The sequence below is a fragment of the Roseicella sp. DB1501 genome (assembly GCF_013112485.1).
Classification (GTDB): Bacteria; Pseudomonadota; Alphaproteobacteria; order Acetobacterales; family Acetobacteraceae; genus Paracraurococcus.
In genome coordinates, this window is sequence record NZ_JABFHG010000014.1 from 136,950 (window position 1) to 161,971 (window position 25,022).

Genomic DNA, 25,022 nt, shown 5'->3' on the forward strand with positions numbered 1-25,022 from the left:
GACGTCCACCGGGAGGGAGCGCATGAGCTGGCAACCCGCCGAGGATCCCGCCTGCAACGGGGCACCGCCCGAGGCCATGCCGGCGGTCGATCTCGTCATCATCCCCCGCGCGCATGATGTCGGCGGCTTCGAGGTGCGACGGGCGCTGCCGGCGCGCGAGCGCATGCTGGTCGGGCCCTTCATCTTCTTCGACCAGATGGGGCCGGGCGAATTCCTCGCCGGCACCGGCCTCGATGTCCGGCCGCACCCGCATATCGGCCTCGCGACCGTCACCTACCTGTTCGAGGGGGCGATCCAGCACCGCGACAGCCTGGGCTCCGACCTGGCAATCCAGCCCGGCGACGTGAACTGGATGACGGCCGGGCAGGGCATCACCCATTCCGAGCGGAGCAGCACTGCCGAGCGCGACCATGCCCGCAGCCTCTCCGGCATCCAGTCCTGGGTGGCGCTGCCGAAGGAGGCGGAGGAACGGGCGCCGGATTTCGCCCATCACCCGGCGGCGACGCTGCCCCTGGCCGAGGAGGCCGGGCTGCGGCTGCGCCTTATCGCTGGCGAGGGCTGGGGGATGCGGGCACCGGTCGCCACCGCCTCGCCGCTCTTCTACGCCGATGCGATCCTCGACCCCGGAGCGCGGGTGCCCTTGCCGGACGGACATGAGGAGCGCGCCGCCTATGTGCTGGAGGGCGAGGTCACCCTGGCCGGCGACCGCTTCGCGCCCGGGCGGATGCTGGTCTTCCGGGCTGGCGACGGCCTTGCCCTGACGGCGGGGCCAGAGGGGGCGCGGCTGCTGCTGCTGGGCGGCGCGCCGATGGATGGGCCGCGCTTCGTCTACTGGAACTTCGTCAGCTCCTCGCGCGAGCGGATCGAGCAGGCGAAGGCTGATTGGCGGGCGCGGCGCTTCCCGCTGGTGCCGACGGACAGCATCGAGTTCATCCCGTTGCCGGAGACGATGCGGGTGCGGGCAGGGAGCCGGGTGCCGGATTATCCATGAGCCGGATCTGGCGCCTCCAAGAACTCTGAATATTTTCCTAAGAATTATTTCTTAAAAAATGTATCCCTCTACGCGTGGAGTTCCTTTTAGAGACCCTTTTTGTTCTTTTTGCTTTCGGCAACACTGCAGGCAAGGCTATGCAGCGAGAGAGCATGTCAAGTTTTCACTAAATTTGTGAATCCTTGACGACGCGGACTAATCCGCCTCCCGCGTTATGGAGTGCATGTAAAGTTATTTGCTGAGGCGCGCTCAGTTGTTTTCGCCGGCTTTCTCTGCAGCCTTCACCACCTGCCAAGCGGCCTCCATAGCCTCGAGTCCGGCATCGCCCGGCGCCAGGCCTTCGGCGGCCAGCGCCCGCTCGACTCCGCCGAAGCGCCGCTCGAATTTGGCATTGGCCGAGCGCAGGCAAGCTTCGGGATCGAGGTCGAGCTTCCTGGCTAGGTTCGCCAGGACGAAGAGCAGATCCCCGACCTCATCCGCCAGCCGCACTGGATCGGCCGCCGGCAACTCGGCCCGGAGTTCAGCGGCCTCTTCCTCAAGCTTGTCGAGGACCGAGACGGCGTCGGGCCAGTCGAAGCCGACCCGGGCGGCGCGGCGGGTCAGCTTGGCGGCGCGGACGAGGGCAGGGAGTCCCTCCGGGATTCCAGCCAAGGTGCCGGCCTCGGCGCGGGCAGCGCGTTCGGCCGCCTTGCCGGCCTCCCAGGCGACGGTCTGGGAGGCGGCATTGCGCGCGACGGCCTCGCCGAAGACATGGGGATGGCGACGCAGCATCTTGCCGCTGATCGCCTCCGCAACATGCGCGAAGCTGAACCGACCGGCTTCCTCAGCCATCCTGGAATGATAGATAACCTGGAACAAAAGATCGCCCAGTTCGTCGAGCAGCGCCGGGAAGTCCGGGCCCCGGCGGATGGCGTCCGCCACCTCATAGGCCTCCTCCACCGTATACGGCGCGATCGAGGCGAAGTCCTGGACTTGGTCCCAGGGGCAGCCCGCCTGCGGGTCGCGGAGCCGAACCATGATGTCGAGCAGGCGTGCGAGGGCCTGTTCCGGGCTGGGCTGGGTCGGGGAGTTCGGCATGGGCATCTCCGGTTTCGGCGCCTTCTGCCAGGACCGGCCGGGATCGCAAGGGCGATCCGGACGGAGAGTGCGGTTGGAGCGGTCTAGGCACGTCGTACAGGGGCCTGGGTCCCACGCATCCATTCCATCCGCGTCAGCTGGGCTCAGCATGATGTCCTTGCGCCGCCTGGGCGGACAGGTGGGGCGGGCCGGAGTGTTCCGGATTCCGATTATCCACCGTGATGATGTACCGCATAAGATATATTATGGAAAACAAGAAGCTGGGGACAAGTCGGGGAAAAGCCCTGGACAAGCCTGTGGAGCGCCAGCGGCGCCCTGCCGCGGCGTTGCGAATGCCAATGCTGGACAACGGTCCCCTGATCGGGCCCCCCGGCCCGGCGCTGCTGCGCCCTGACAGCCTAGCGGCCCAGGGCTTTGGCGGAACTCATCACTTGCTTCGCGATGTTTCAAGTCTTACGCGAGCGGCACCTCCAGGACCAGCCCGTCATGCGCCGGCTCGATGCCCGGCGGCAGCATCCGTCGCAGGCCCTGATAGTCCATTGCCGTGCCCATATGCGTCAGCACGGTCCGGCGCGGCCGCAGTCGCCCGACCCATTCCAGCACCCGCTCAAGATTGGCATGCACATGGTGCGGCCGATGCTGGAAGCAGCCGACAACCCAGGTGTCGAGCCCCTCCAGCGCCGCCAGGCTCTCCTCCGGCAGCATGACCACGTCGGTCGAATAGGCGAAGCGGCCGATGCGCAGGCCGAGCGTGTCCATCACCCCATGGTCCTGCCGGAAGGCGTCCACCGTCAGGCCGGCGGTCTCGAATTGTTCTCCGAACGCCACCTGCCGCGGTTCCAGCGCGGGACGAAAGAAGAACTCGGTCGGGCCGATGAAGGCATAGTCGAAGCGCTCATCCAACTTCTGCAGCGTCTTGCGCGTGCCCCAGGCATCCACTGCCCGGCCGATGGTGCGGTTGACCTGCCGGATGTCGTCGATGCCGAGGATGTGGTCGGCATGGGCATGGGTGAAGACCACGGCATCGAAGCGGCCGATCCGGCAGGCCAGTAATTGCTGGCGAAGGTCCGGGCCGGCATCGATCAGCAGCCGCTGCCCGTCCGGTCCCTCGATCACCGCCGAGGTACGGGTGCGGCGGTTGCGCGGCTCCGTAGGGTCGCAGTCGCCCCATTCCCCGCCGCCATCGGCGCCACCGAGCAAGGGCACGCCGCCCGAGCCGCCGCAGCCGAGGATCGTCACCCGCAGCATCCTCAGGCCGCCTTGCGGAACAGGCGGAAGAAATTGTCGCTGGTCAGGGCCTCGATCTCCGCCTGGGTGGTGCCGCGCGTCTCAGCCAGCACGCGCGCGGTATGCGCGACATAGGCCGGCTCGCAGCGCTTCCCACGCACCGGCACCGGCGCCAGATAGGGGCTGTCGGTCTCGACCATGATGCGGTCGGCCGGTGCCTCGGCGGCGATGGCCCGGATCTCGGGCGATTTCGGGAAGGTCAGAATGCCGGAGAAGGACAGGTAGCCGCCCAGCGCCACCGCCCCCCGCGCCAGCTCGGCGCCGGAGGAGAAGCAATGCAGCAGGAAGGGAAAGGCGCCCCCCGCCTCCGCCTCCTCGCGCAGGATGGCCAGGATGTCCGCATCGGCCTCCCGGGCATGGATGCAGAGCGGCAGGCCGGTGATCCGGGCCGCCCGGATATGGCGGCGGAACCCTTCCTGCTGCGCCTCGCGCGGCGCCGTGTCGTAGAAGTAGTCGAGCCCGGCCTCGCCGATGCCGATGATCCGCGGGTGATCGGCCAGGGCGACGAGCTCCTCGACCGTCGGCATGCCCTCGGGCTCGCCGGCATTGTGCGGGTGCACCCCGACCGTGCCCCAGACATCCGGGAAGCGCTCGGTGAGCGCCTTCACCCGCGCTGCCTGGCCGACACGGGTGCCGATGGTGACCAGACGGCCGATGCCGGCCTCGCGCGCCCGGCTGACGACCGCCTCGACCTCCCCATCGCCGAAGTAGTCGAGATGGCAGTGGCTATCGATCAGCATGGATGGGCATTTCGTTGCGATTTCGATTCATGCGGCGCCCTTGGGGGCCGCGGCCTCCTCGATCTTGCGGAAGAGCGGCGCCGGTGCCGGCAGCGGCGTGCCCCCGGGCAGCGGCGCGGCGAGGTCGGCGAGCCCCCTCGCCTGCTCTGGCACGCCGAGCTGCTCCAGCATGCTCGCCATGCTGCCGGGCATGAAGGGCTGCAGCACGGTGGCGAAGACGCGCAGCGCCGAATGCAGGTGTCGCAGCACCACCGCCATGCGGACGGGGTCGGTCTTCCGCAGCGCCCAGGGCTGCTGCACGGTGATGTAGCCATTGGCCGCCCGCGCCTGGGCCATGATGGCCTCGAGCGCGAGGTGGAATTCCTGCGCCTCGAGATGCGCCGCGACCGCGGCCGGCAGCGCCGCGATGCCGGCCAGCAGCTCGGCGTCGGCCGGCGTGCCCTCGGCGGGCGCCGGCAGCCGCCCCTCGCAGTTCCGCTGGATCAGCGACAGGGTCCGGTTCGCCAGGTTGCCGAGCGTGTCGGCCAGCTCACCGTTCACCCGGCCGATCAGCGCGGCGCGAGAGAAGTCGCCGTCATTGCCGAAGGGCACCTCGCGCAGCAGGAAGTAGCGCAGCGGATCGAGCCCGTACTCCTCGACCAGCTTCAGCGGGTCGATGGCGTTGCCGAGGGATTTCGACATCTTCTGCCCCTCGATCGTCCACCAGCCATGGGCGAAGACCCGCCGCGGCGGCGCGAGGCCGGCCGCCGCCAGGAAGGCCGGCCAGTAGACGGCGTGGAAGCGGACGATGTCCTTGCCGACGAAATGCACGTCGGCCGGCCAGAAGCCCCAGCGCGGCGCCTGCGGGTCGGGATAGCCCGCGGCCGTGATGTAGTTGGTCAGCGCATCCAGCCAGACATACATCACATGTGCCGTGTCGCCCGGCACCGGGATGCCCCAGGTGAAGCTGGTGCGGCTGATCGAGAGGTCCTGCAGCCCCGACTTCACGAAGCTGATCACCTCGTTCCGGCGCGAGGCCGGGGCGATGAAGCCGGGATTCTCCTCGTAGAAGCGGAGGAGCCAGTCTTGCCACTTCGACAGGCGGAAGAAGTAGGAGGGCTCCTTCACCCAGGCGACCGGGGCGCCCGAAGGGGCGTATTTCACCCCGTCCCGCTCGGTCAGCTCGTCGGGACCATAGAAGGCCTCGTCGCGCACCGCGTACCAGCCCTCGTAATGGCCGAGATAGATCTCGTCGCGCCGCACCAGCTCCTCCCACAGCGCCTGGCAGGCGCGGCGGTGCCGCGGCTCGGTGGTGCGGATGAAGTCGTCGTTCGAATAGCCCATGCGCTCGGCGAGCAGGCGGAAGCTCTGGCTCACCTGGTCGGTGAAGGCCTGCGGCGCCATCCCGGCTTCCTGCGCCGCCTTCTCCACCTTCTGGCCGTGCTCGTCGGTGCCGGTCAGGAAGAAGACCTCATGCCCCTCGAGGCGCTTCCAGCGCGCCAGCACGTCCGTCGCCAGCGAGGTATAGGCGTGGCCGATATGCGGCTTGTCGTTCACGTAGTAGATCGGGGTGGTGTAGTAGACGCGTGCCATCGGGCTGCCCTTCCGCCGGCCGGGCCGGCACACCCTCCCCGGCGCCCGTCATGGCGGGCTCGACCGGGGCCCAGGGGGCGCCGGGAGGGCGATTGCGTGCCCCGCCGGACCATCAATGCCTCAGCGCGCGGAGAGCCAACCGAGGCCGGTCAGCACCGCCTGCTTCCGGTCCAGGTTCAATCGCTCGGTCTCGTCGGCCAGGCGGCCGAGCTTGTCCCACAGCACCGACCAATCGGCAAGCGAACGCCCGGCGATCCAGGGTGGTGCCGCCCCGCCCCGCCCGGCCTGGCGCAGCGCCGCCGCCATCGTCCGGCGCAGCAGCGTCAGGAACAGGGTCACCGCCGCGGCGTCGCGCCGCCCGGCGACGCTCTCGGCGAGGCCGTGCCAGCGGCGCGGATCAGGCTGACCGAGGCTGCCGAGCACCTCCTCGACCAGCCCCTGCAAGGCCAGCCCCTCGCCCTCGGCGAGCAGCAGCGCCCGGCCGGGGCAGCCATCCGCGATGCCGACCAGCCCAGCCCGGTCGGAGCCCGAGAGCTCCGGCAGCCAGCGGGCCAGCAGCCCGTCCAGGACCGGATCGGCGAGCGGCGCGAGGTCGAGGCGGCGGCAGCGGCTGCGGATGGTCGGCAGCAGCCGGTCCGGCGCCGCCGTCACCAGGAGCTGCATCGTGCGCGGCGGCGGCTCCTCGAGGGTCTTGAGCAGGATGTTCGGCACCACCTCGCGGTCGACCTGCTCCAGCGCCTCCACCACCAGCACCCGCCAGCCGCCCTCGGCCGCCGTCATCGCCATGAAGCGCAGCGCATCCCGCGCCTCCTCGGCCCGCAGCACCTCCTTCTTGCCGCCCTTGTCGCCGAGGCTCGGGGCGAGGGTGAAGAGATCAGCATGCGCGCCGGCGGCGACCCGGCGGAAGGCCGGCGCGCCGCCCGGCACCGCCAGCGGCGGCTCGCCCGGCACCGGCGGCGGCTGGCCGGCGAGCAACCAGCGGGCGAAGCGATAGGCGAGCGTCGCCTTGCCGAGGCCAGGCGGGCCGGCGATGAGCCAGGCATGGTGCAGCCGGCCGGAGCGCGCCGCCTCCTCCAGCGTGCGCGCGGCGTCGTCATGCCCGATCAGATCGGGATTGGCGCGCGGCTCGGGCGGCGGGCTCATGCCGCGAGCCGGCCGCGGACCAGGCGCAGGATGTCGGCCGCCACGCCCTCCGGCGCCGCGGTGGCATCCACCAGGGCGCAGCGCGCCGGCTCGGCGGCGGCGATCGCCCGGAAGCCGGCCCGGACGCGCGCATGGAAGGCCGGGTCGAGCGCCTCGTAGCGGTTGGCGTCGCCCCGGGCGGCGGCGCGGGCAAGGCCTTCCTCGGGGCCGATATCGAGCACCAGCGTCAGATCCGGCCACAGCCCGTCCAGGGTGATGCCGGCCAGGCTGTCGAGGACCGCCCGCGGCATGCCCTGGCCAAAGACCTGATAGGCAAGCGTCGAGTCGAGGAAGCGGTCGCAGACCACCCAGGCGCCGGCATCGAGCGCCGGCCGGATGGTTCGCACCACATGCTCGCGCCGCGCCGCGAAATGCAGCAGCCCCTCGGTGATGCCGTCCCACGGCCCCTGATAGGACCCCTGGCCGAGCAGCAGGGCGCGGATCGCCTCGGCGCCGGGCGCGCCGCCGGGCTCGCGGGTGCGAAGCACCCGATGCCCCGCGGCCCGCAGCGCGGCCTCAAGCAGCCGCGCCTGGGTGGACTTGCCCGCCCCCTCCCCGCTTATCGCCCCTGCCATCGACTGTCTCATATGAGAGGAAAAACCCGCCTTTTTGGCACTGAGTCGGAATGAAACAACCTTATTTGCCCCCACTCTCATATCAACAGAACGTCTCATATTAGCGTTTGGTGTTTGAACTGGTGAAGCTTGGCGCTCTCCAGTTGAGTGGCCGACGACGCTTGCAAGCACGCCAAAAACCTCACAGTTGATCGAGCCGCCGCACTATCTTCGCGGAATTTGTGTTCCCTTTTCGTTCTACATGGGCAAGCCTCGTTGCCGCGCGACCTTTGGGAATCGGCTCTGTGTGTGAGCATCGCAAGGAGTGACGATGATCAGCGGCGTGAGCATCCCAGCCGGAGCGATGACAAAGCTTCTCTCGACAGTGGTAGGCGGAGCGGCAACCTCTCGGATCACTGCGGGTGAGCGAGGCCACTCGTTAGAGATGGCAGACGGCGTCCGTTTCCTCTTCGACCGCAATGGTCAGTATCTGGACGACGTCAACGGCTGGCAACTCCGAATGGGCCTGAGGACGTCCTCGCCTGCTACTCGGGCTACTCGCTCCAGTGCGATTAAGCGAGTCCTGGGTTGGTACGATGAACGGGACCTGCGATGGCAAGACTGCCTCGAGCTCGCCCACATGAACCGGCTTTGGCTCTCATTTCGATCTGCTGAGAGCCCTCGGGTCAGCAAGGCGACGTGGAATCAGTGGATGGACCATTGGTATGCCTTCGTCCTCTACGCCAAGCATACCGGTCTGGTCGACGACATCGGGTTCACTCGTTCCGACGTCATCGAGCGCGGGCGTTCCGCCCGTCCAGTGAAGGCGTTATCAGCGACCGAGTTCAAAACATTCATTCAGGCGGCCGATTCCTCTCGCATGCGGGCCGGGTGTGCGGCCTGTCTTGGAACGGGGGTACGGGTTTCAGAACTCGCCGCGTTACGGCTTGCTGATATTCCCGACCCGCGGGGCGCTGCAAACCTTGGACGTGCCTATCTACCAGCCAGCATTGAGGGCAAGGGTAGAAAAATCCGTACGATTTACTGGCCGTCCACGGCGATCAAGTGGATTCAGTGGTATATCAATGGTGAGAGACGCATGGCCGTAGAAACTCTGCGGCAACGGATCGCCAGACAAGAAATCTCAGTCTCACAAACCTTTCTCACCGTGGCTTCTGGTGGACAATTAATCGAAAATTCATCCTCGCCATTGTGGCTGGCCGAAAATGGCGACCCATTGTCATACAAACGATGGGGGAAGGATTTTGCGAAAGTCAGTGATCGCTGCGGGGAAGAGGGACCTCAGTGCTCACCCCATAACCTTCGCCACAGCTACGCGATTATTACCCTATCCCTACTCATTAACGCTATGCTGAAGAAAGAAATGGTCGATCGCCATCTGGGTCGGCCAGAAGGGCGTGTTTACTTCATGGAGCCCATACGCGAGGTCAAGGAGCGCCTTGGTCACGCTTCTATTGAGACGACAATGATCTATCTCGATCATATAGCCGAACATCGTGCACTTCTTGCAATGGCTGTCTCAGAAATGCAGGCGACCTATTTCGATGCCTAAGCACACGACAAAAGTGAGCTCGAAGTTCGCAGAAGCTCCAGCTCCTATTACAGTAATCGATCTCGAAGCTGATCGCGAGCAGATACGACAGACTCTAACATTCTTACACGTTCCGCCCGCGGGTAGAGGAGAGCCCCGGGACATCAGCCTTAGTGTGTGGATCGGATCGCCCTATCAGCAGATAGCCGGTGAACTCCTCATCGCACACCAAGAAGCGTGTATGCGGCTGACATCAGACACTGCCGCCTCTCAAGTTTATCACCTCACGCGCTTCCTCGAATACCTACAGGATCGAGACGCAAACGAAAATGGGAAACCTACAGCGTCCCTGAAGGATTTAACCTTTCATACTCTTCGCAACTTCGAGCACTGGTTAGCAGATAAATCGGTAAAAGTGCGGCGCCAAGTCGAGGAGCGAGCTAAGCTTCTGGAGGAAATCTTAGCGAATGAGCCGCTAGCGAATTTTTCAACAAAAACAGGAAGGCTTAATTACACGAAACTTTCTCTCCGCCTCGGTCCGTCACCTTACTACGTGGCGCGGCATGCGCCACTGTTTGAAATTGTGGAACGGGTAGCGTCTGCGCAGAACGTTCCGTTTGTCAGACCGAAAAAACTGCCATGGCAATCTCTGCCACATCAGCCTGAGATTGGGCGGGAAGAAGGTCGCCCCAAAGCGTCCCGCTACATCGCAGACATCGTTTGGACGGTTAACAAGACCCTGGCCCGAGTTGCCAGTAGCCGCTCAGAGCTTTTTGGACCTGACTTCGCCTTGCCAGCACCGTTGACCGGATCGGAGGTGCAGCGCGTCAAATCGAAAGCGCTAACACCGGTTGAGGCTGCTGCGTTCGAAAAGTCATGCTTAACCGCTATGCGAAGGGTTAAGCAACGGTTCAGCGGGAACCGAGACGACATGGCTCAGGCCGGTGGGTGCGAAAAAGAGCTCGTAAAACCGCATCAAGACGATCTCATTCCATTTCTTTTAAGACTTACATTTAATGAGCACGCTCCTCTGAACCTCAGCAGTGCACTCAACCTGCATATCGACCTGACCGACGCAGCTTCGCATTGCCTGCGGCCGAGTCCGACGCACGGGCATAGCCGATTGTACTTCGGCAAGCCTCGTGCTGGTGTTGATAAAACTTTTGTCGACGTGCCAGACCGCGGTGCCTTCGATATTCCAGGCGTTATCCGAACACTCATAGAGGTAACCCAGTCACTTCGGTCTATCGCCGATCCCAAGGATGCTCATAGCCTCTGGCTATACTGGCTAAGCAGAAACGGAGGCGTACGGGTTTTAACTCCGGCTGTGGCGTACAGCGGATTGCGTGACTTCGTGCATAAGGCTGAAAATCTTCTGCCTGACGGCAATCCCATTCCCAACATACACTTTCGGCGGTTCCGTCCTACCGTTATAGCAAACATTGCGATTGCAAATGGAGTTGAAGAGGCTCAGCGGCGAGCGTCGCATGCCGACTTCAGGCGGACCATTGATTACGCATCGAGCCCGGGCAATGAGATCAGAGTCCGCGAGACGATCAAGGGTGCGCAAAGTAAGGCGATTACGTCAATCCGTTCTGGGTTCCAAGATAGGCCTAAGCGGGAAGAAGTTGAGGCACTTGCGTCGGAGCTTGGGGTTACGCTGGGACATGCGGCGGAGATCTTGTATGGCAAGAGAGACAAGCTCTGCAATAGCTGCATTGACGACAAAAACGGCAAAGGCCCGGAACGGAAAGGCACGGCATGCAGACGCTTTGAATCCTGCTTGGTCTGCGTAAACGGAATCATTCTAGAGCGGCATTTACCACGTCTCTTAGATTTTTACCTGCAGTGGCTACGCCTTGCTGACGAGATGGAAGAGGTTATCTGGCGTGAGGAACACGAGCTGAACTGTAAGCTCGTCGAAGTCCATTTGTCGAAATTCCCTCGTGACCTTGTCGATAGACTAACGAACGAAGCGCGTTCGCGGTCCCCAGTGATCGCGTTCCGACCGGCGAAGCAATCATGAGCGATTTACACCCCGAAGGTGAGTCCGCTCTCAAGCCAGGAGCGAACCTCCGCCTTCTCGCGTCCTCGACCGTGGTTACTCGCAAGGGAAGTCGTCTTGCTGACTCAACCTGGGACTTCACTGGCGATGCACCAGGCCTCTTTGTTTTCGACTGGGCTTTTGATGTTCGCGTCCGCAATGTCGTGATCGGCAACCTGGGCGACAGGCGGTACAGTAACCTCGTCTATCCGTTCCAGGAGGCCATTGCGGTACGCTGGCTATACAAAGAGCGAGAGGATGGGAAGAATTGGGCCCCCTCTAGAGCAGCAGACGCATGCCGCTGTGCTCGTGATTTCTGCTTGTGGGCGGCTGCACGCGGTATCAGCGCGGTGTCGGAGGTCGACGAACCGAGCTTCGAAGCCTGGGTGAAGGAAGCTGCTAGCCTCAAGGATGGCGCGGGTGTGCGCTCTGTCCGCGACGCCCGCCGCCTGGTCGACACGACGCTTCTTCTTTGGCGGCTGAGAAGCCGGATCAGTGCAACGCTTGGTTTCCGACCACTGGGTGAGTTTGGCAAAGATTGGATTACTGACGGCCCAGAGACCGAATCTTACCAGTTGATCCCGAAGGCGGTTCTTGACCATGTCGTCGGGGCGGCTCTCCGATTTATCGAAGTATATGCTCATGATATTCGGGCTGCTCGTCGTTATCTCGACGAATTGGTAGCCGAGTGGGAGACGATCTACGATTCTTCAGCGCCGGTGTGGAAAAAAGGATCGAAAGAATATTCAGATTTCGATTCATGGGTTGGCAGGAGATTTGGATCGAAGAACCGCACTGCGCGAAAAAAGATGCCGCAGCCTGCACCGTGGAATGAAAATGGATTCTTTAGAGAGGATCCTGATACGGGCAAGCCTTGGTTAGATCGCATCGAAACCCGACACAAGCTGCAGGTGCTTGAGAACTCTCTCCGAACCGCCTGTTACATCATAATAGCTTTTTTGACTGGCGGCCGTAATGGCGACATGAACGACCTGCCTCTTCAATGCGCGGAAACGGTTCCCGCGGTCGACCCACGTTTCTCGCCGCAGCACCTCATTCATGGGACCGTCGCTAAGCATCGTGGACGCATCCCGGAACAGGTCACCTGGAATGTGCCAAAGGAGGCAATCGACGCTGCGGGCATTCTTGCTGAAATGCTGCAGCCTTGGAGAAAGAGGACTGGAACAACTCGACTGTTTGCAACGCAAACCGGAAAACTCGTCCAGAACAATATAATGAACTACGATCTAAAAGTGTTTTTAGAGCGGATTGAGGCCCCTTATGTCGATGGAAAGCCATTTCCGCTTTCTACCCATATGTTCCGGGTGGCTTTGGCCCAGTGGTTGGCGCAGGAGCCGCACGGCGAGGTCGCCGGTGCGATCCATCTCAAGCAACTGAGCACGGCAGCATTCCGTGGGTATCTGAGGAACGACACGCAGTTCCAATCGATGCTCGCCCATTTCGAGCAAGCCGCTCAAGCCGACCATCTACATACTGTCATGACCGAGCCCGTTCTCCGCGGTCGGAAGGGGCTTGATGTTATGAGAGCGAGGACGGCGGAAGAGCAGGCTTCGCTCGACGCTGAGGTGCGATCGATCAATTATGCACAAGCCGGCTCCGAAGCCCCGAATGCACGTACCATTCAGCGCCTTCGGAAGAGTGGGGTGCCCGTCTACAAGACGGCTCTGACAATGTGCGTGTTCAAAGGTGATTCAGCAGAGTGTCTGAAGGGCGTTCCAGCCGGGCAGCGAACACGGCCACGAACTCACAAATGCGACCCGCATGGATGTGCAAACTCCGCGATCACGCGGCTCCAGGTGCCGGCCTATCTCGAGGACTTCGAAGAGTACGGCCAGCTCCTCGCGGATCCGGGCCACTCGTCATCGCAGCGAGATATCTATCGGCAGGAGATGGCAATGCTAGCTCGCCTCATCCTGCCCTTCCTACCCACCTTGGAGGCAGAGGGAGGGGTGCTCGATCAGGCGCTGATTGGCGTCGGTGCAAGGGAGGCTTCCACTGTCTCCCGGAAGCGGCGCCGAGCGGAGGTCGCGGACCTCATCGCGCGGATAGAGCGTGCGGGGGTGCGGAGCTATGCGGCATGAGCCGTGACGGCAGGGGGCCGTCTGCTGACGCCAGAGCCAAGGCCGCGGAGACCAAGCGGCAGAATGCGGCCCATCGTAGATCCGCTTTAGCCGAGGTGCTGGCGCTCATCGAACTGCAACTGGGTGCTGGTGCACTGAAGCCAGAAGAGATCTCCCACGACTTCCTCAGGGAGCGTGCAGGCCTGACCAATGCGACCTACTGGCGGTACCTGAACGCGGATCCCGATATTGCTCTCAAGGCTGCGGCGCTCGCCTGGACGACGCGTCCCGACCGAAGCGGCGACAAGCTGATCGCGGGCAAGCCGCCGGCCGGCAAGCTGGATGACGGGGAACAAGAGGCTCGCGCCGAAGTCGCCCGGCTGACCGTGATCAACCTCAATCTCATGCAACAGGTGGCTGCCTGCAAAGCCATGATATCGCTCCTCGAGAGTGACCTTCGCGCGAAGTCGAAGGAGGCGTCCGGCAAGGATTTTGACCTCGCCAGCGAGAGGCAGATCTCCACCCGGTTGGCCGAAAAGCTAGCAGTCATGGTCGAGCGGTGCCACGCGGCGGGGATCGACGTCGACCCCGATCTCTCATCACTGATCAAGCCGCCCGCCCGTAACGGAGGGCGTCTACAGGTGCAGCAGCAGGAAGCAGCAGTAGCGCGGGCCCGGCGGAAGGCTCCGACGCTAAGCGTCGTTCGGTCGGACGACGATGCCGGCAACAGTTGAGGATTGGCGCGCAGCACCATCTTGGGGAGCCCGGGGAATGTCGGCCACGGCGAAGAGTGGTGCCCAGATCGGCGCCGAGAACGCTACCAGGCTCAAAGCCTATTTCGCCGGGCTCCAAGCCGCAGGCCAAGGCCTGCCAGAGCGTGATGGCAAGGCGAACATCTCCGCCATTGCCCTAGCAGCCGGGGTTGACCGCCAAGTCTTGTACAAAAATCCAGCCGCGGCTGCCGCCTTGGCCGAAGCGGTTGCACTTCTCGGATTGGCCCCGCCGCAGCGACAGGAGCCGCAAGTCGCGGCGAGGGACGGGCGAGATCAGCGCATCCTGAAGCTCGAGCAGGAAAATGCCGCCCTGAAGGCCGAGAATCTTGATCTTAGGCGCCGGGTTCGTCGCCTCGAACATGTCGAGTCACACATGGTCGAGACGGGCAGGAGGACCGCACGGTGACCGGTCGTAAGGTCGGCGCTGAGGCCGAACGCGCCGACCGTCGGGAGGGTGCGACCTCAACGGCCGGCGAGCGTCAGGCTATGGCGTCCAATCTCGGCGTCGTACTCGCTCTTCGGGATGAGGCCCGGGTGGAGCTGTACCCCGCCGAGGCGCCTCATGACCAATCTGGAAGCTTCGAGGACACGAACGTCCGAGGTGGCCAGTCGCCCGGCAGCTTCCTTGTGCGCTTCCTAGCTCGGTCCAAACGCTTCCCGGGGATTGGCCTCGGTACGGCCCATAGACTGTGGAGGGCTCACGGCCCGGCACTCTATCGCATCTTGGCCGGCGACGATCCGTGCCCCCTTCATACTGTCTTGGGTGAGGAGCGGGCGGCCGAGCTCCTCCATGCCTGGCAAGAGGACCAGGCCGAGAGCGATGTCGCGGTCTGGCTCGATGAGAACCGGCTCGACCCTCGCCTGGCAAACAAGGTTATAGCGGTTTGGGGCAAGGAAGGTGCCGCGAAGCTCCGGGCGAACCCATACGTCATGCTGACCTTTGCGGATTGGCCGAAGGTCGACGCCGCGGCGTATCGCGTTGGCATCGACGCTGCCGACCCGCGTCGGCTCGTCGGCGCGGTCGAAGCCGACCTCTATGCGCGTCTGGAGCAGAAAGATGCGGCAGTCCGTCGAGAGGTCCTCGTAGCGTCTGTTTGCTGCAGGCTCGGCCGAGGACCTGCCCTCGCGGAACGTGCGGTCGACCTCGCAATCATCGAAGGCGGTGCCGTGCTGGCGCCAGGCGGCTGCCTGCTGCAACCAGCCGGGGCAGCAGTGATGGAGCGGTATGTCGAGGATCGGATCCGCGACATGCAGCTTCAGTCTCGGCAAGGCGGCCTGTTCGATGTGTCAATTCGGGGCGCTCAGGTCGATGCGGAGATTTCTGCCTCGGAGCGAGGAAGCGCTCATGACCTGACGTCCGAGCAGCAGCATGCAGTTCTGATGGCGGTGAGCGAAGGCATTTCGCTGCTCATCGGCGGCGCGGGTGTTGGCAAGACAACGACCCTGCGGGCTGTACATGCGGTCATGGGACGTCACAATCTGCCGGTGTTGCAGATGGCCCTGGCCGGGCGCGCGGCACAGCGGCTGCGAGAGGCGACGGGGTGTCATGCCTATACCATCGCTGGCTTCCTGATGCAGGTGTCTTCTGGCCGCCTGAAAGTCCCTCCAGATGCGCTGGTCGTGGTCGACGAGGCTTCGATGCTCGATCTCCCCACGGCCTATCGGATCCTTCGAGCCCTGCCGAGAAGCACGCGGCTGATGCTGGTCGGAGACCCGGCCCAGCTATCGCCGATCGGCTTTGGGCTGGTGTTCCACATTGCGGCAGCCGAGCGGCGCCTGCCGACTGTCGAGCTGACGCGTGTGCACCGGCAGGCATCGGAAACCGGGATCCCCCAGGTGGCTGCAGCTGTCCGCGCAGGCCACCTCCCTTCCCTTCCCACATTCGGCTTCTCGCCATCCCTCGGCGTGAGTGTGCTGCCCTGCCAGCCGGAGCAGCTTGGTGCAGCGCTGGTTGACGCAGTGTCGGCCCTTGGGGGCGTCGGCGCCTGCCAGATCCTCGCTCCTTTGCGCAAAGGGGAGACTGGTTCCGACGGAATCAATGCCCGTTTCCATGCTATCTGCGCCTCCGCGCGTAGGCGTGTGCCGAATCGGCAAATCGCCGTGGACGAGCCGGTCGTGTGGACGGTCAATGATTGGGAGCGTGGCCTCATGAATGGCTCACTGGGCCATGTCATGAACGTCGACGGCCAGGGTCATACGATCATTGAGATGGATGGGACCATCCATCGTTTCGATCCGCTCGACAGTCTGCAGGCCCTCCAGCTCGCATACGCGATCACCGTCCATAAGGCGCAGGGGAGCCAGTTTCAGCGGATCGTGGTGCCCATATTCCCAAGCAGGCTCCTCGATCGGACTCTAATCTACACAGCCATTACGAGGGCAACCGAGCAGGTGGTGTTGGTCGGTGATATCACGGCCGCCGAACGAGCCATCCGAGCCTTGCCACGTTCAGAAGCCCGTATGGTCGGCCTGAACCTGATGGCGGCTTGAGCTGCAACGCTCAGATGGAACACGCGGGTTCGGTGATGACCGACGGATGCCTATCGCCTATCCTGCCATTGGGCCGCGGTACGGCGCCATCTGGCGCACCTGGAGAGGTGAAGAGATGCCACCGAGCTCTCGAACTGTCGTAACCGTCCATTCGAGCGACATCGCTGGTCCGACTAGAACGGTGAGGTGCGGCGACGTCATCGTTGTGGGACCGGAGCTAACGCCAGAACAGCGCGCCAGCAATATTCGTCAAAACATCCGTCACAGCGATGAGATTTCAGCCAGGCTTCGTGCGTCCTCCAACACGCCGCCGGTATGGAATATCCGCAGGCCGGGCGTCAGCCTGTATTACGCAAACAAGGACCGACCCGGAACGGTCATCCACGAAAAGGACGGCGAGATCGAAGTTGGAATCCTTCTGAAGGATGGGACCTTCCAGAAGCTATAAAATCTGGCGCCTAACCAATTCTAACGCAGCTACCCCAAGCACTCTGCGGGATTTAGCAGGTCAGGTTGGTCGGATGGGCTGCAGCGCTTCCAGGACGGTGTCCAGGTCGTGACCCACGACCACCATCTTCCCTCCCGGTAGAAGCAAAAGCGTCGTGTCCTGCTCGACCATCTCACAGGCGCCGAGAAGTGCGCCGGGCTTCAAGGCATGGCGTCGCCCATCTTGATCGCGAATCACCATCCACGCTCCGACGCGCTCGATCTCCATGGCGACCCCCGAAACCCCCACGCACAACGCGCCGAGGTTAGTCCGATATCATCCAGCCGCAGTTCACATTTTGTTCGAAACTCGAGCGCCGTGATCAGCCGCCGGGGATCACGCCCGTCGCTTCGGTTGGCTTCGACGCAGTGCTTCACGAGCCGTCTCGCCATGCAGAGACTCTTCGCCATGGCTTTGGCATCGATAGCGAGCGCTTGGCTGCGGCAGACGAACGGGCCGATCGGCACGGTGGAGGCGTGAACCTTGACACCGGACACGGCCCTCTCTTAGCTCAGAGCCAAGGGGACTACCGCGATTGCCCCGTGAGGCTTCGGCTGAAGGATCGCGTCCGAAACTCCACAGTTAAGGGAGAGGACGTGCCATGCCAGCCCCCGATACCATTACTGTATCACAACTCTCTCGCCTCGTCGGCTTGCCCGATGCGCCGCTGCTCCTCGATGTGCGCACTGAAGAGGACTATGCGACCGATCCACGGCTGCTGCCGGCGTCCTTCCGACGCGATGCGCGCAGTGTCACCAGCTGGGCCGCTGACTATGCCGGACGTCCCGTGGTCGTCATCTGCCAGCGTGGTCTGAAGCTCAGTCAGGGTGTCGCTGCCTGGCTACGCCAGAGCGGCGCCAGGGCCGAGGTGCTGGATGGCGGCTTCGAAGCCTGGGTGAAGTCGGCCGGTGACGGCATGTTATTGCGCCCGGACCATATCCCGCCGCGAAATGCCCAAGGCAGGACGGTCTGGGTCACACGCGCTCGCCCCAAGATCGACCGCATCGCCTGCCCCTGGCTGATCCGCCGCTTTGTGGACCCGAGCGCCGTCTTCCTATTCGTGGCGCCCTCCGAGGTCACGGCGGTGGCCGAGCGCTTCAACGCCACCCCCTTTGACATTGAGGAGGTGTTCTGGAGCCACCGGGGGGACCGCTGCACCTTCGACGCCATGGTCGAGGAGTTCGGCCTGGGATCGGAGGCACTGAACCGGCTGGCCCTGATCGTGCGCGGTGCCGACACTGCCCGGCCGGACTTGGTGCCGGAGTCGGCTGGCCTGCTCGCCGCTTCGCTCGGTCTGTCGCGCATGTACCGCGATGACCTGGCGCAGCTCGACGCGGCGATGGGCCTCTACGATTCCTTCTTCCGCTGGAGCCGCGATGCCGTCGCCGAGACGCATAATTGGCCTACCGGCAACCACAAAGGGGCTAAGGCATGAGCGACGCGACCGTGGAGGCCCTGGGTCAGGAACAAGAAGCGAAGGCGGCCGCCGAGGCGCGGCTGCCGTCCTTCGCCGAAGCGCTGCGCGTCTGGCTGAAAATCGGCCTGCTCTCCTTTGGCGGACCGGCGGGTCAGATTGCCCTACTGCACCGGGAAGTGGTCGATGAGCGGCACTGGATTGGTGACCGCCGCTTTCTGCATGGTCTGAACTTCTGCACCCTGCTGCCGGGACCGGAGGCCCAGCAGCTCGCCACCTATCTCGGCTGGCTGATGCACGGCGTGCGCGGCGGGTTGGCTGCCGGACTCCTCTTCGTGCTGCCGGGCGCCGTGGTCATGCTCGCCCTGTCGCTGATCTACGCGACCCTGGGCGACGTGCCGCTGATCGCCGCCCTGTTCTTCGGCCTCAAATGCGCCGTCCTCGTTTTGGTGGTCGAGGCGCTGCTGCGCATCGGGCGACGGGCGCTGAAGGGAAGAGCAGCCTGGGCGCTGGCGGTCGCGGCCTTTGCCGCCCTGTTCTTTCTCAACTTGCCCTTTCCCTTGGTCGTCCTGGCGGCCGGCGTCATCGGCTACCTTGCGCCCCACGCCTTCACACATGGCAGCCACGGGAGCGCCAAGAGCGACGCACCGGCCGTGATCGACGCGGTGCTGGCGGCCGATCCGGGACGGCCGGCGCGACTGGCGGCCGGCGCGCGGCGAGCCGGGTATATCGGCCTGGCACTCTGGCTGCTGCCGGTTGCGGCACTTCTGACGGTGGGCAGCACCTACGCCAACGTGGCGTGGTTCTTCTCCAAGATGGCGGTCGTGACCGTCGGCGGCGCCTATGCGGTGCTCGCCTATGTCGCTCAGGACGCGGTGCAGTCGTATCAGTGGCTGTCTGCACAAGAGATGTTGGCCGGTCTCGGCCTGGCGGAGACAACACCGGGGCCGCTGATCCTGGTGCTGCAGTTTGTCGGCTTCCTGGCCGGCTTCCGTGCACCGGAAGCGTTGAGCGGTGTGCCAGGCGGTATCGCCGCATCGGTTCTGGTGCTGTGGGTCACCTTTGCCCCTTGCTTCGTCTTCGTCTTCCTGGGCGCGCCCTGGATCGAGCGCCTGCAGGAAAACAAAGCGCTCTCGGGCGCCCTGGCCGCCATCACCGCCGCCGTGGTCGGCGTGGTGGCCAACCTCGCCGTCTGGTTCGGGCTGCGGGTGCTGTTCCGGGACATGCAGCTCGTCCAGCTCGGCCCGCTCGGGGTGGAGCTGCCGGTGCTGACCTCGCTCGATCTGGCGGCGCTCGGCCTTGCCATACTCGCCGCCGTCTGCCTGTTCCGTCTCAAGCTTGGCGTCGTGAAAACCCTCGGCATCGCCGCCGGGGCCGGCCTCCTCGTGCGGCTCGCCCTCGGCCTGGGTGCCTAAGACCATCAAGAGGAAACGTCACCATGGTTAAGCTCACCTACCGCGCCGCCCTCCTGGCTGCCGCGCTCCTGCTGCCGATCGCTGCCATGGCTCAGCCGTCCGGCGGGACGCCCAATGCCGATTGGCACCGCACCGTGGACGATGTGCTCGGCAAGCCAGGCACTGAGATGCCGGGCGGGGTCTGGCGCGTTGCCCTGCCACGCACCGATCTGAAGGTCATGCTGGATGGTGTCCAGCTACGACCCGGCTTCGCACTCGGCTCCTGGCTCGCCTTCCATCCGCATGGCCAGGAGCTGATGGTCATGGGCGACCTGGTGCTGCTTGATACCGAGGTGGCGCCGGTCATGCGCCGGCTGGCCGCCGCCGGGCTCGAGGTCACGGCGCTCCATAACCATGTGCTGCGAGCGCAGCCGGCGACCATGTACATGCATGTGGCCGGACATGGGGAGGCCGCCAAGCTCGCCACAGCGCTGCGCGCCGCCCTGCAGGAAAGCGCCACCCCACTGCAGGGAGCCACCGCGCCGGCCGCCGCCGGTGCAGAACGCATCGAAGGCCTCGACACCGCCGCCATTGCTCGCGTGCTCGGCCGCGAAGGGCGCGCATCCGGTGGGGTGTATGGCGTTTCGGTGCCGCGCGCCGAGACCATCCGGGAAGACGGCATGGACGTCCCGCCGGCCCTCGGCCTCGGCACCGCCATCAACTTCCAGGCGGCGGGGAATGGGAAGGCTGCGATTACCGGCGATTTCGTGCTGACCGCCAGCGAGGTGGTGCCGGTGCAGCGGGCGCTGCTGGAAAACGGCATCGAGGTCACCGCCATCCACAACCACATGATCGGCGAGGAGCCGCGCCTGTTCTTCATGCATTTCTGGGCGGTCGATGACGGCGAGAAGCTGGCGCGTGGACTGCGTGCGGCCCTGGACCGCACCAACAGCCGCCCAAGCGGCTAGGGCTCGCGCCATGCAACGGCGTGGTCTGCTCGGCCTAACGGGTCTCGCCATGGCGGGCCGTCAGGCGGAAGCCCAATCTCAGCGGCAGCAGGTCGATTTCGAGGCGGCGCCCCTCGGCGCCCCTCCGCCTGGCTTCACCGTGGCGCTCACCGGCGGCGGCCCGCCGCCACGCTGGGTGGTGCTGGAGGACGCGACCGCGCCGGCAGGCCCGAAGGTACTTGCGGAAATCAGCCGCGACCGCACGGATACACGGTTTCCGCTCGCAGTGCTTGACGGCGTCCGCGCACGAGACGCAGCCCTCTCAGTGCGCTTCCGCGCCATCGATGGACGGGTGGATCAGGCGGCCGGCCTCGTGCTGCGCTACCGCGACGCCCGCAACTACTACGTCGCCCGTGCCAACGCGCTGGAGAACAATGTCCGCCTTTACCGCGTCGTGGACGGCCGACGCATCCAGTTCGCTGGCACCGATGCGCCGGTGCCGCGCGACCGTTGGCAGACGCTGGGCCTGCGGGTTGAAGGCGAGCGCTTCGACGTGTGGCTGGACAGGCGAGCGCTGTTTACCGCGACCGACCGGACCTTCACGAACGCCGGCCAAGTCGGGGTTTGGACCAAGGCCGACAGCCTCACGCATTTTGACAGCTTTGAGGTGGAAGCACTGCGATAACGCGAGGTTCAGTGCCATGAAACAGGACATGCACCCCTCTGCCGGTGGGTCCGCCGGTCCGGCAAACGGCGCGCTCCGGCTCGCCCTGATGTGGCGGGACAACCCAGCCGCGCCCGACCCAGCCAGCCGGTATCGCACCCGGCTGCAGCCTTTGACCGAAGCGCTCACCCAGGCCGGGGTGATGGTCGAGCCAGTGCTCTATGCGGACGAGGCGGCCGATGCCGTTCATGACCAGCTGCTGCGATATGACGGGGTCATGGTGTGGGTCAATCCGCTCGCCGATGGGCAGGATCGCTCCCGGCTCGACCCAATGCTGCGGCAGGTGGCCCGCAGCGGAGTCTGGGTAAGTGCCGATCCGGGCGTGATACAGACAATGGGCACGAAGGAGGTGCTGTTCCGCACCCGCAGCCTGAGCTGGGACGCCGATACTCATCTTTATGAAACGTTCGAGGTGTTCCAGAGGCGGTTTCCCTCACGCCTGGAGGCGGGACGGCCTCGTATCCTGAAGCCGCAGCGGGGCAATGACGGCCAAGGCGTATGGAAGGTGGAGCTGCAGCATCAAACCGCGTCTCGCCACCCCGAGACGCCGGATCGTTGGTCCAACACCACGATGCTTGTGGTGCAAGCGGCGGCAGATGACGGGATCGAGGCCGTGCCCATCCCGGCGTTCCTCGAACGCTGCCGGCCATACTTCTCAAACGTGAGCTGCCTGATCGATCAGGCATTCCAACCGCGCGTCGGCGAGGGGATGATCCGCTGCTATCTTTCGCAGGACCAGGTCGTCGGATGGTCCGAGCAGTGGCCCCGGCGCGAGACTGCTGCCGCGGGCCGGCCCGCTCTGGGGATGGCCTCGGCAAAGACGATGCATGAGCCGTCCGCTGCCCGGTTCCAGCGCCTGCGTCGGATGATGGCAGAAGCCTGGCTGCCCTCCATGTTGGGCATCCTTGATCTGGCGCCGACCGCCTTACCCGCGATCTGGGACGCCGATTTTCTTCTCGGGCCGCCGGATGCCGCCGGACAGGACACCTACGTGCTCTGCGAGATCAACGTCAGCTCGGTCCTGCCTTTTCCAGATACGGCAGCAGGCAGCATCGCACGTACAGTATCAAGCTGCCTTAAGGCGGCAAGACAAGCACGCTGTGAATCAAGACCAACCGCCTGATCTGTTTTGAAGGCGTCTGTAGTAACGCTCAGCTTCAGGGGCTTCCCTGAGCAGTTCAGCGTGTGCTGGTCAGGCATTATAAGAAGGGAGGACACTATGCCGAAGACCACGGAAAGCACGTCTTTTACGAAGGATATTCAGGGTCGATATCTTTGCAACGACATCACTGAGGTGAATGAATGGAAAGCCGCAGGTGGCCGGCCTTTCGATATCCTGGTTATCGGCGGAGGTACGTTCGGCTCCGCGATCGCCGAGCATCTCTGGTTCCGGCAGAAGCAAACCGGCGGCGGTCTGAGGACCTTAGTCATCGATGCCGGACTGTTCACCATTCCAGAGCACACCCAAAACACTGGTATTCAAGGCTTCACTGACCCAAGTCAGCCCTTTCTCCTGAACGAGGCGGCGCCGCAGCCGGAGCCACCGCGCAACGAAGTGTGGGGCGTCCCGTGGAAGTCCACGATCCCCTTCAAAGGCCTGGCTTACACGCTCGGGGGTCGGTCGCTTTACTGGGGTGGTTGGTCACCACGACTGCTGCCGCAGGAAACGGCGAGCTGGCCGCCTGCGACGGTTGCCGACCTCGAACCCCGCTACTTCGATGAGAGCACGCGTCAGATCGGTGTCGATGAGACAAACGACTTCATTTTCGGGGAGCTGCATAGTGCCTTGCGCCGGCGCCTCTTCGATCAGATTGGTACGATAGGTGCCGCAACAGCGCTCGCCGCCCTTCCTCCATCACCACTGTTGAAGCCAGGCAAGACGGCTGCCCAGCTGCTCGGTCCACTTTCTACCGGCGGGCTGTCCACAGCACAGCTGGAGAACATGCTCAAGCTGGAAGCGCCACTCGGGGTCCAGGCGCGGCCGCCGCATGCCGGCTTCTTTCCGCTGAACAAGTTCAGCACGGTGCCTTTGTTGATGAAGGCCTCGCGCACCGCCGTCAACGTGCCCGGCACCACCGACGCCACCAAGGAGTTCATGGTGCTGCCCGGGACGCACGTGATCTCGTTGCGGACCGCACCGACGACCAGTGGCACATGGCGCATCACCGGCGCCGAGACGAGCGCAGGCTTCATCGACTTGGCGCCAGGAGGCACTGCCGTCATCGCCTTGGGGACAATTGAAAGTGCCCGCCTTGCTCAGCTCTCGTTCGACAATACAGGTATTCCGACCTTTCCTCTGATGGGCGAAAACCTGATCGGGCATCTTCGCTCGAACATGGTGATCCGCGTGCCTCGGGCGGCTGTGCCTGGGTTGTCGGCATTGACAACCGAGCTACAGACCTCGGCCCTGTTCTTGAAGTGCTTGGCGCAGCAGGGCGGCAATCAGCTCGGCCGTTTCCACCTGCAGATATCTGCCAGTGGTGACGGCAACACAGTTGGAGCAGAGGACGAGCTGTTCAGGAAAATCCCTGACGTCGAGTTCTTCGACCAACTGCGAACCTCGACCGACACGCACGTGTCCATTGCCGTCCGTGGTATCGGCGAAATGGAGCCGGCCGACACAAGTACACCAGCCACGCTCGCCACCCACCCCAGCCGAGTGAAGCTCTATGCGGGCCTGGATGAGTACAATGTCCGGCGCGCGAACGTGACGCTGTCGCCAACCAACCGCGATAACGCATTATGGAACGTCATGGATGCCACCATACAGCAGGTGGCCACCCTCTTCGCCAATGGCCAGCCTGTAGACCTTGTCCAGGCGCTCTCGCGGGATGGGCTTGGCACGACGCATCATGAGGCTGGCACATTGTGGATGGGGACGGATCCAGCGCGCAGCGTGACTGATGCAAATGGCCGTTTCCACCATACCGAAAATTTCTACGCGGCCGGTCCTTGCCTCTTTCCCAGCATCGGTTCGCCCAATCCGATGCTCAGCGGCATTGCGCTGGCGCGTCGCACCGGGGACCGCATCATCACACCGGTCGCCTTCGCGTCCGCCAACCCGTTTGTCACCTTGTTTGATGGGGTGAACCGAGCGAACTGGCGCATGTCCACCATCCGCAATCAGCCAGGCCGCGACAACCCGGGCCAGTTCCTCATCCGGAGAGGAGCGCTGGAAGCGCAGCCGGGCACCGACCTCGGCCTCCTGTGGCTCAACCAGCCAACACCACCGCGCTACGAGTTGCAGCTGGAGTGGATGATGACGGCGCCCGATGACAACTCCGGCGTCTTCGTAGGCTTTCCCGACCCGGAGGGCCAAGGATACGACAACACTGCCTTCGTCGGTGTCGATTTCGGCTTCGAGATCCAGATCGATGAGCTGGCACGCCCCGATGGCGCGGCGATCCATCGCACCGGCGCGGTCTATTCTTTCAAAGGGCCGACCGACGGCCCGGTCGTCGTCCACCCGCCCGGCGAGTGGAACCGCTACCGGATCACCGTCGATGGCCCGAACCTCATGGTCGCCCTCAACAATCAGGTCGTGAACAACTTCCAGTTTGCGGGCGGACCCCAGTCGCCGCGCGGTCGACCATCCACGCCAGGCAACCCACGGTTTATCGGGCTGCAGACGCATACCGGTCGGGTGCTGTTCCGTCACATCGAATGGCGACCGATGTAGGATTGTGGCAGGCAGTCGGCGTCATGACTGACGC

General features: G+C 64.3%; 21 protein-coding genes. 13 read left to right on the forward strand and 8 right to left on the reverse strand.

Annotated elements, in window-relative coordinates:
• Positions 1–22: 22 nt before the first annotated feature.
• Positions 23–991, forward strand: coding sequence for a pirin family protein (locus HJG45_RS23505; RefSeq protein ID WP_171615672.1), 969 nt, complete (start codon positions 23–25; stop codon positions 989–991).
• Positions 992–1,240: 249 nt separating this feature from the next.
• Here HJG45_RS23505 and mazG read toward each other — a convergent pair whose 3' ends face one another.
• From mazG to tmk, 6 genes are all read right to left on the reverse strand, one after another.
• A complete protein-coding gene (gene mazG, locus HJG45_RS23510) occupies positions 1,241–2,074 on the reverse strand; it encodes a nucleoside triphosphate pyrophosphohydrolase (protein ID WP_171615674.1) in 834 nt (277 codons plus the stop codon).
• A 447-nt stretch (positions 2,075–2,521) separates the two neighbouring features.
• Positions 2,522–3,316: an MBL fold metallo-hydrolase gene (locus HJG45_RS23515; protein ID WP_171615676.1), complete on the reverse strand. Its 795-nt coding sequence runs from the start codon at positions 3,314–3,316 to the stop codon at positions 2,522–2,524.
• A 2-nt stretch (positions 3,317–3,318) separates the two neighbouring features.
• Positions 3,319–4,095 carry a TatD family hydrolase gene (locus HJG45_RS23520; RefSeq protein WP_171615678.1) on the reverse strand — a complete coding sequence of 259 codons (777 nt, stop codon included), beginning with the start codon at positions 4,093–4,095 and terminating at the stop codon, positions 3,319–3,321.
• A 27-nt stretch (positions 4,096–4,122) separates the two neighbouring features.
• A complete protein-coding gene (gene metG, locus HJG45_RS23525) occupies positions 4,123–5,667 on the reverse strand; it encodes a methionine--tRNA ligase (protein WP_171615680.1) in 1,545 nt (514 codons plus the stop codon).
• A 120-nt stretch (positions 5,668–5,787) separates the two neighbouring features.
• Positions 5,788–6,810 (reverse strand): DNA polymerase III subunit delta', encoded by a 1,023-nt coding sequence (locus tag HJG45_RS23530; protein WP_171615682.1) that lies wholly within the window; start codon positions 6,808–6,810, stop codon positions 5,788–5,790.
• Positions 6,807–7,424 (reverse strand): dTMP kinase, encoded by a 618-nt coding sequence (gene tmk / locus HJG45_RS23535; RefSeq protein ID WP_254452733.1) that lies wholly within the window; start codon positions 7,422–7,424, stop codon positions 6,807–6,809. Before tmk ends, HJG45_RS23530 begins: the two co-directional genes overlap by 4 nt.
• Positions 7,425–8,115: 691 nt before the next feature.
• Here tmk and HJG45_RS23540 point away from each other — a divergent pair.
• The 4 genes from HJG45_RS23540 (at position 8,116) to HJG45_RS23555 (ending at position 13,814) form a co-directional block, all read left to right on the forward strand.
• On the forward strand, positions 8,116–8,976 hold the full coding sequence (locus HJG45_RS23540; protein ID WP_171615686.1) for a tyrosine-type recombinase/integrase: 861 nt from the start codon (positions 8,116–8,118) through the stop codon (positions 8,974–8,976).
• 154 nt (positions 8,977–9,130) lie between these two features.
• A complete protein-coding gene (locus tag HJG45_RS23545) occupies positions 9,131–10,981 on the forward strand; it encodes a hypothetical protein (RefSeq protein WP_171615688.1) in 1,851 nt (616 codons plus the stop codon).
• Positions 10,978–13,101, forward strand: a complete 2,124-nt coding sequence (locus HJG45_RS23550; protein ID WP_171615690.1) for a hypothetical protein — start codon at positions 10,978–10,980, stop codon at positions 13,099–13,101. The genes HJG45_RS23545 and HJG45_RS23550 overlap by 4 nt, the downstream gene beginning before the upstream one ends.
• A complete protein-coding gene (locus tag HJG45_RS23555; RefSeq protein ID WP_171615692.1) occupies positions 13,098–13,814 on the forward strand; it encodes a hypothetical protein in 717 nt (238 codons plus the stop codon). Before HJG45_RS23550 ends, HJG45_RS23555 begins: the two co-directional genes overlap by 4 nt.
• A 175-nt stretch (positions 13,815–13,989) precedes the next feature.
• On the opposite strand, the gene HJG45_RS23560 is transcribed toward HJG45_RS23555, so the two are convergent.
• Positions 13,990–14,214, reverse strand: coding sequence for a hypothetical protein (locus HJG45_RS23560; RefSeq protein ID WP_171615694.1), 225 nt, complete (start codon positions 14,212–14,214; stop codon positions 13,990–13,992).
• Between the two features lie 41 nt (positions 14,215–14,255).
• Between HJG45_RS23560 and HJG45_RS23565 the strand changes: the two genes are divergently transcribed.
• Both HJG45_RS23565 and HJG45_RS23570 read left to right on the forward strand, forming a co-directional pair.
• On the forward strand, positions 14,256–16,343 hold the full coding sequence (locus HJG45_RS23565) for an AAA family ATPase (protein WP_171615696.1): 2,088 nt from the start codon (positions 14,256–14,258) through the stop codon (positions 16,341–16,343).
• Between the two features lie 46 nt (positions 16,344–16,389).
• Positions 16,390–16,791 (forward strand): hypothetical protein, encoded by a 402-nt coding sequence (locus HJG45_RS23570; protein ID WP_171615698.1) that lies wholly within the window; start codon positions 16,390–16,392, stop codon positions 16,789–16,791.
• A gap of 60 nt (positions 16,792–16,851) precedes the next feature.
• On the opposite strand, the gene HJG45_RS23575 is transcribed toward HJG45_RS23570, so the two are convergent.
• On the reverse strand, positions 16,852–17,058 hold the full coding sequence (locus HJG45_RS23575) for a hypothetical protein (protein WP_171615700.1): 207 nt from the start codon (positions 17,056–17,058) through the stop codon (positions 16,852–16,854).
• A 373-nt stretch (positions 17,059–17,431) separates the two neighbouring features.
• On the opposite strand from HJG45_RS23575, the gene HJG45_RS23580 reads away from it, so the two are divergent.
• The 6 genes from HJG45_RS23580 to HJG45_RS23605 all read left to right on the forward strand — a co-directional run bounded on the left by HJG45_RS23580 (position 17,432) and on the right by HJG45_RS23605 (position 24,988).
• Positions 17,432–18,265, forward strand: a complete 834-nt coding sequence (locus HJG45_RS23580; protein ID WP_171615702.1) for a chromate resistance protein ChrB domain-containing protein — start codon at positions 17,432–17,434, stop codon at positions 18,263–18,265.
• The gene (gene chrA, locus HJG45_RS23585) at positions 18,262–19,659 is read left to right on the forward strand and encodes a chromate efflux transporter (protein WP_171615704.1); all 1,398 of its coding nucleotides are present in this window, start codon (positions 18,262–18,264) and stop codon (positions 19,657–19,659) included. The genes HJG45_RS23580 and chrA overlap by 4 nt, the downstream gene beginning before the upstream one ends.
• Before the next feature lie 23 nt (positions 19,660–19,682).
• On the forward strand, positions 19,683–20,606 hold the full coding sequence (locus HJG45_RS23590; RefSeq protein ID WP_171615705.1) for a DUF1259 domain-containing protein: 924 nt from the start codon (positions 19,683–19,685) through the stop codon (positions 20,604–20,606).
• A gap of 49 nt (positions 20,607–20,655) precedes the next feature.
• Entirely contained in the window at positions 20,656–21,270 is a 615-nt protein-coding gene (locus HJG45_RS23595; protein ID WP_171615707.1) for a hypothetical protein, read from the forward strand.
• A gap of 16 nt (positions 21,271–21,286) precedes the next feature.
• Positions 21,287–22,432: a Cj0069 family protein gene (locus HJG45_RS23600; protein WP_217363020.1), complete on the forward strand. Its 1,146-nt coding sequence runs from the start codon at positions 21,287–21,289 to the stop codon at positions 22,430–22,432.
• Positions 22,433–22,528: 96 nt separating this feature from the next.
• The gene (locus HJG45_RS23605) at positions 22,529–24,988 is read left to right on the forward strand and encodes a family 16 glycoside hydrolase (RefSeq protein WP_171615709.1); all 2,460 of its coding nucleotides are present in this window, start codon (positions 22,529–22,531) and stop codon (positions 24,986–24,988) included.
• The last annotated feature ends 34 nt before the right edge of the window (positions 24,989–25,022 follow it).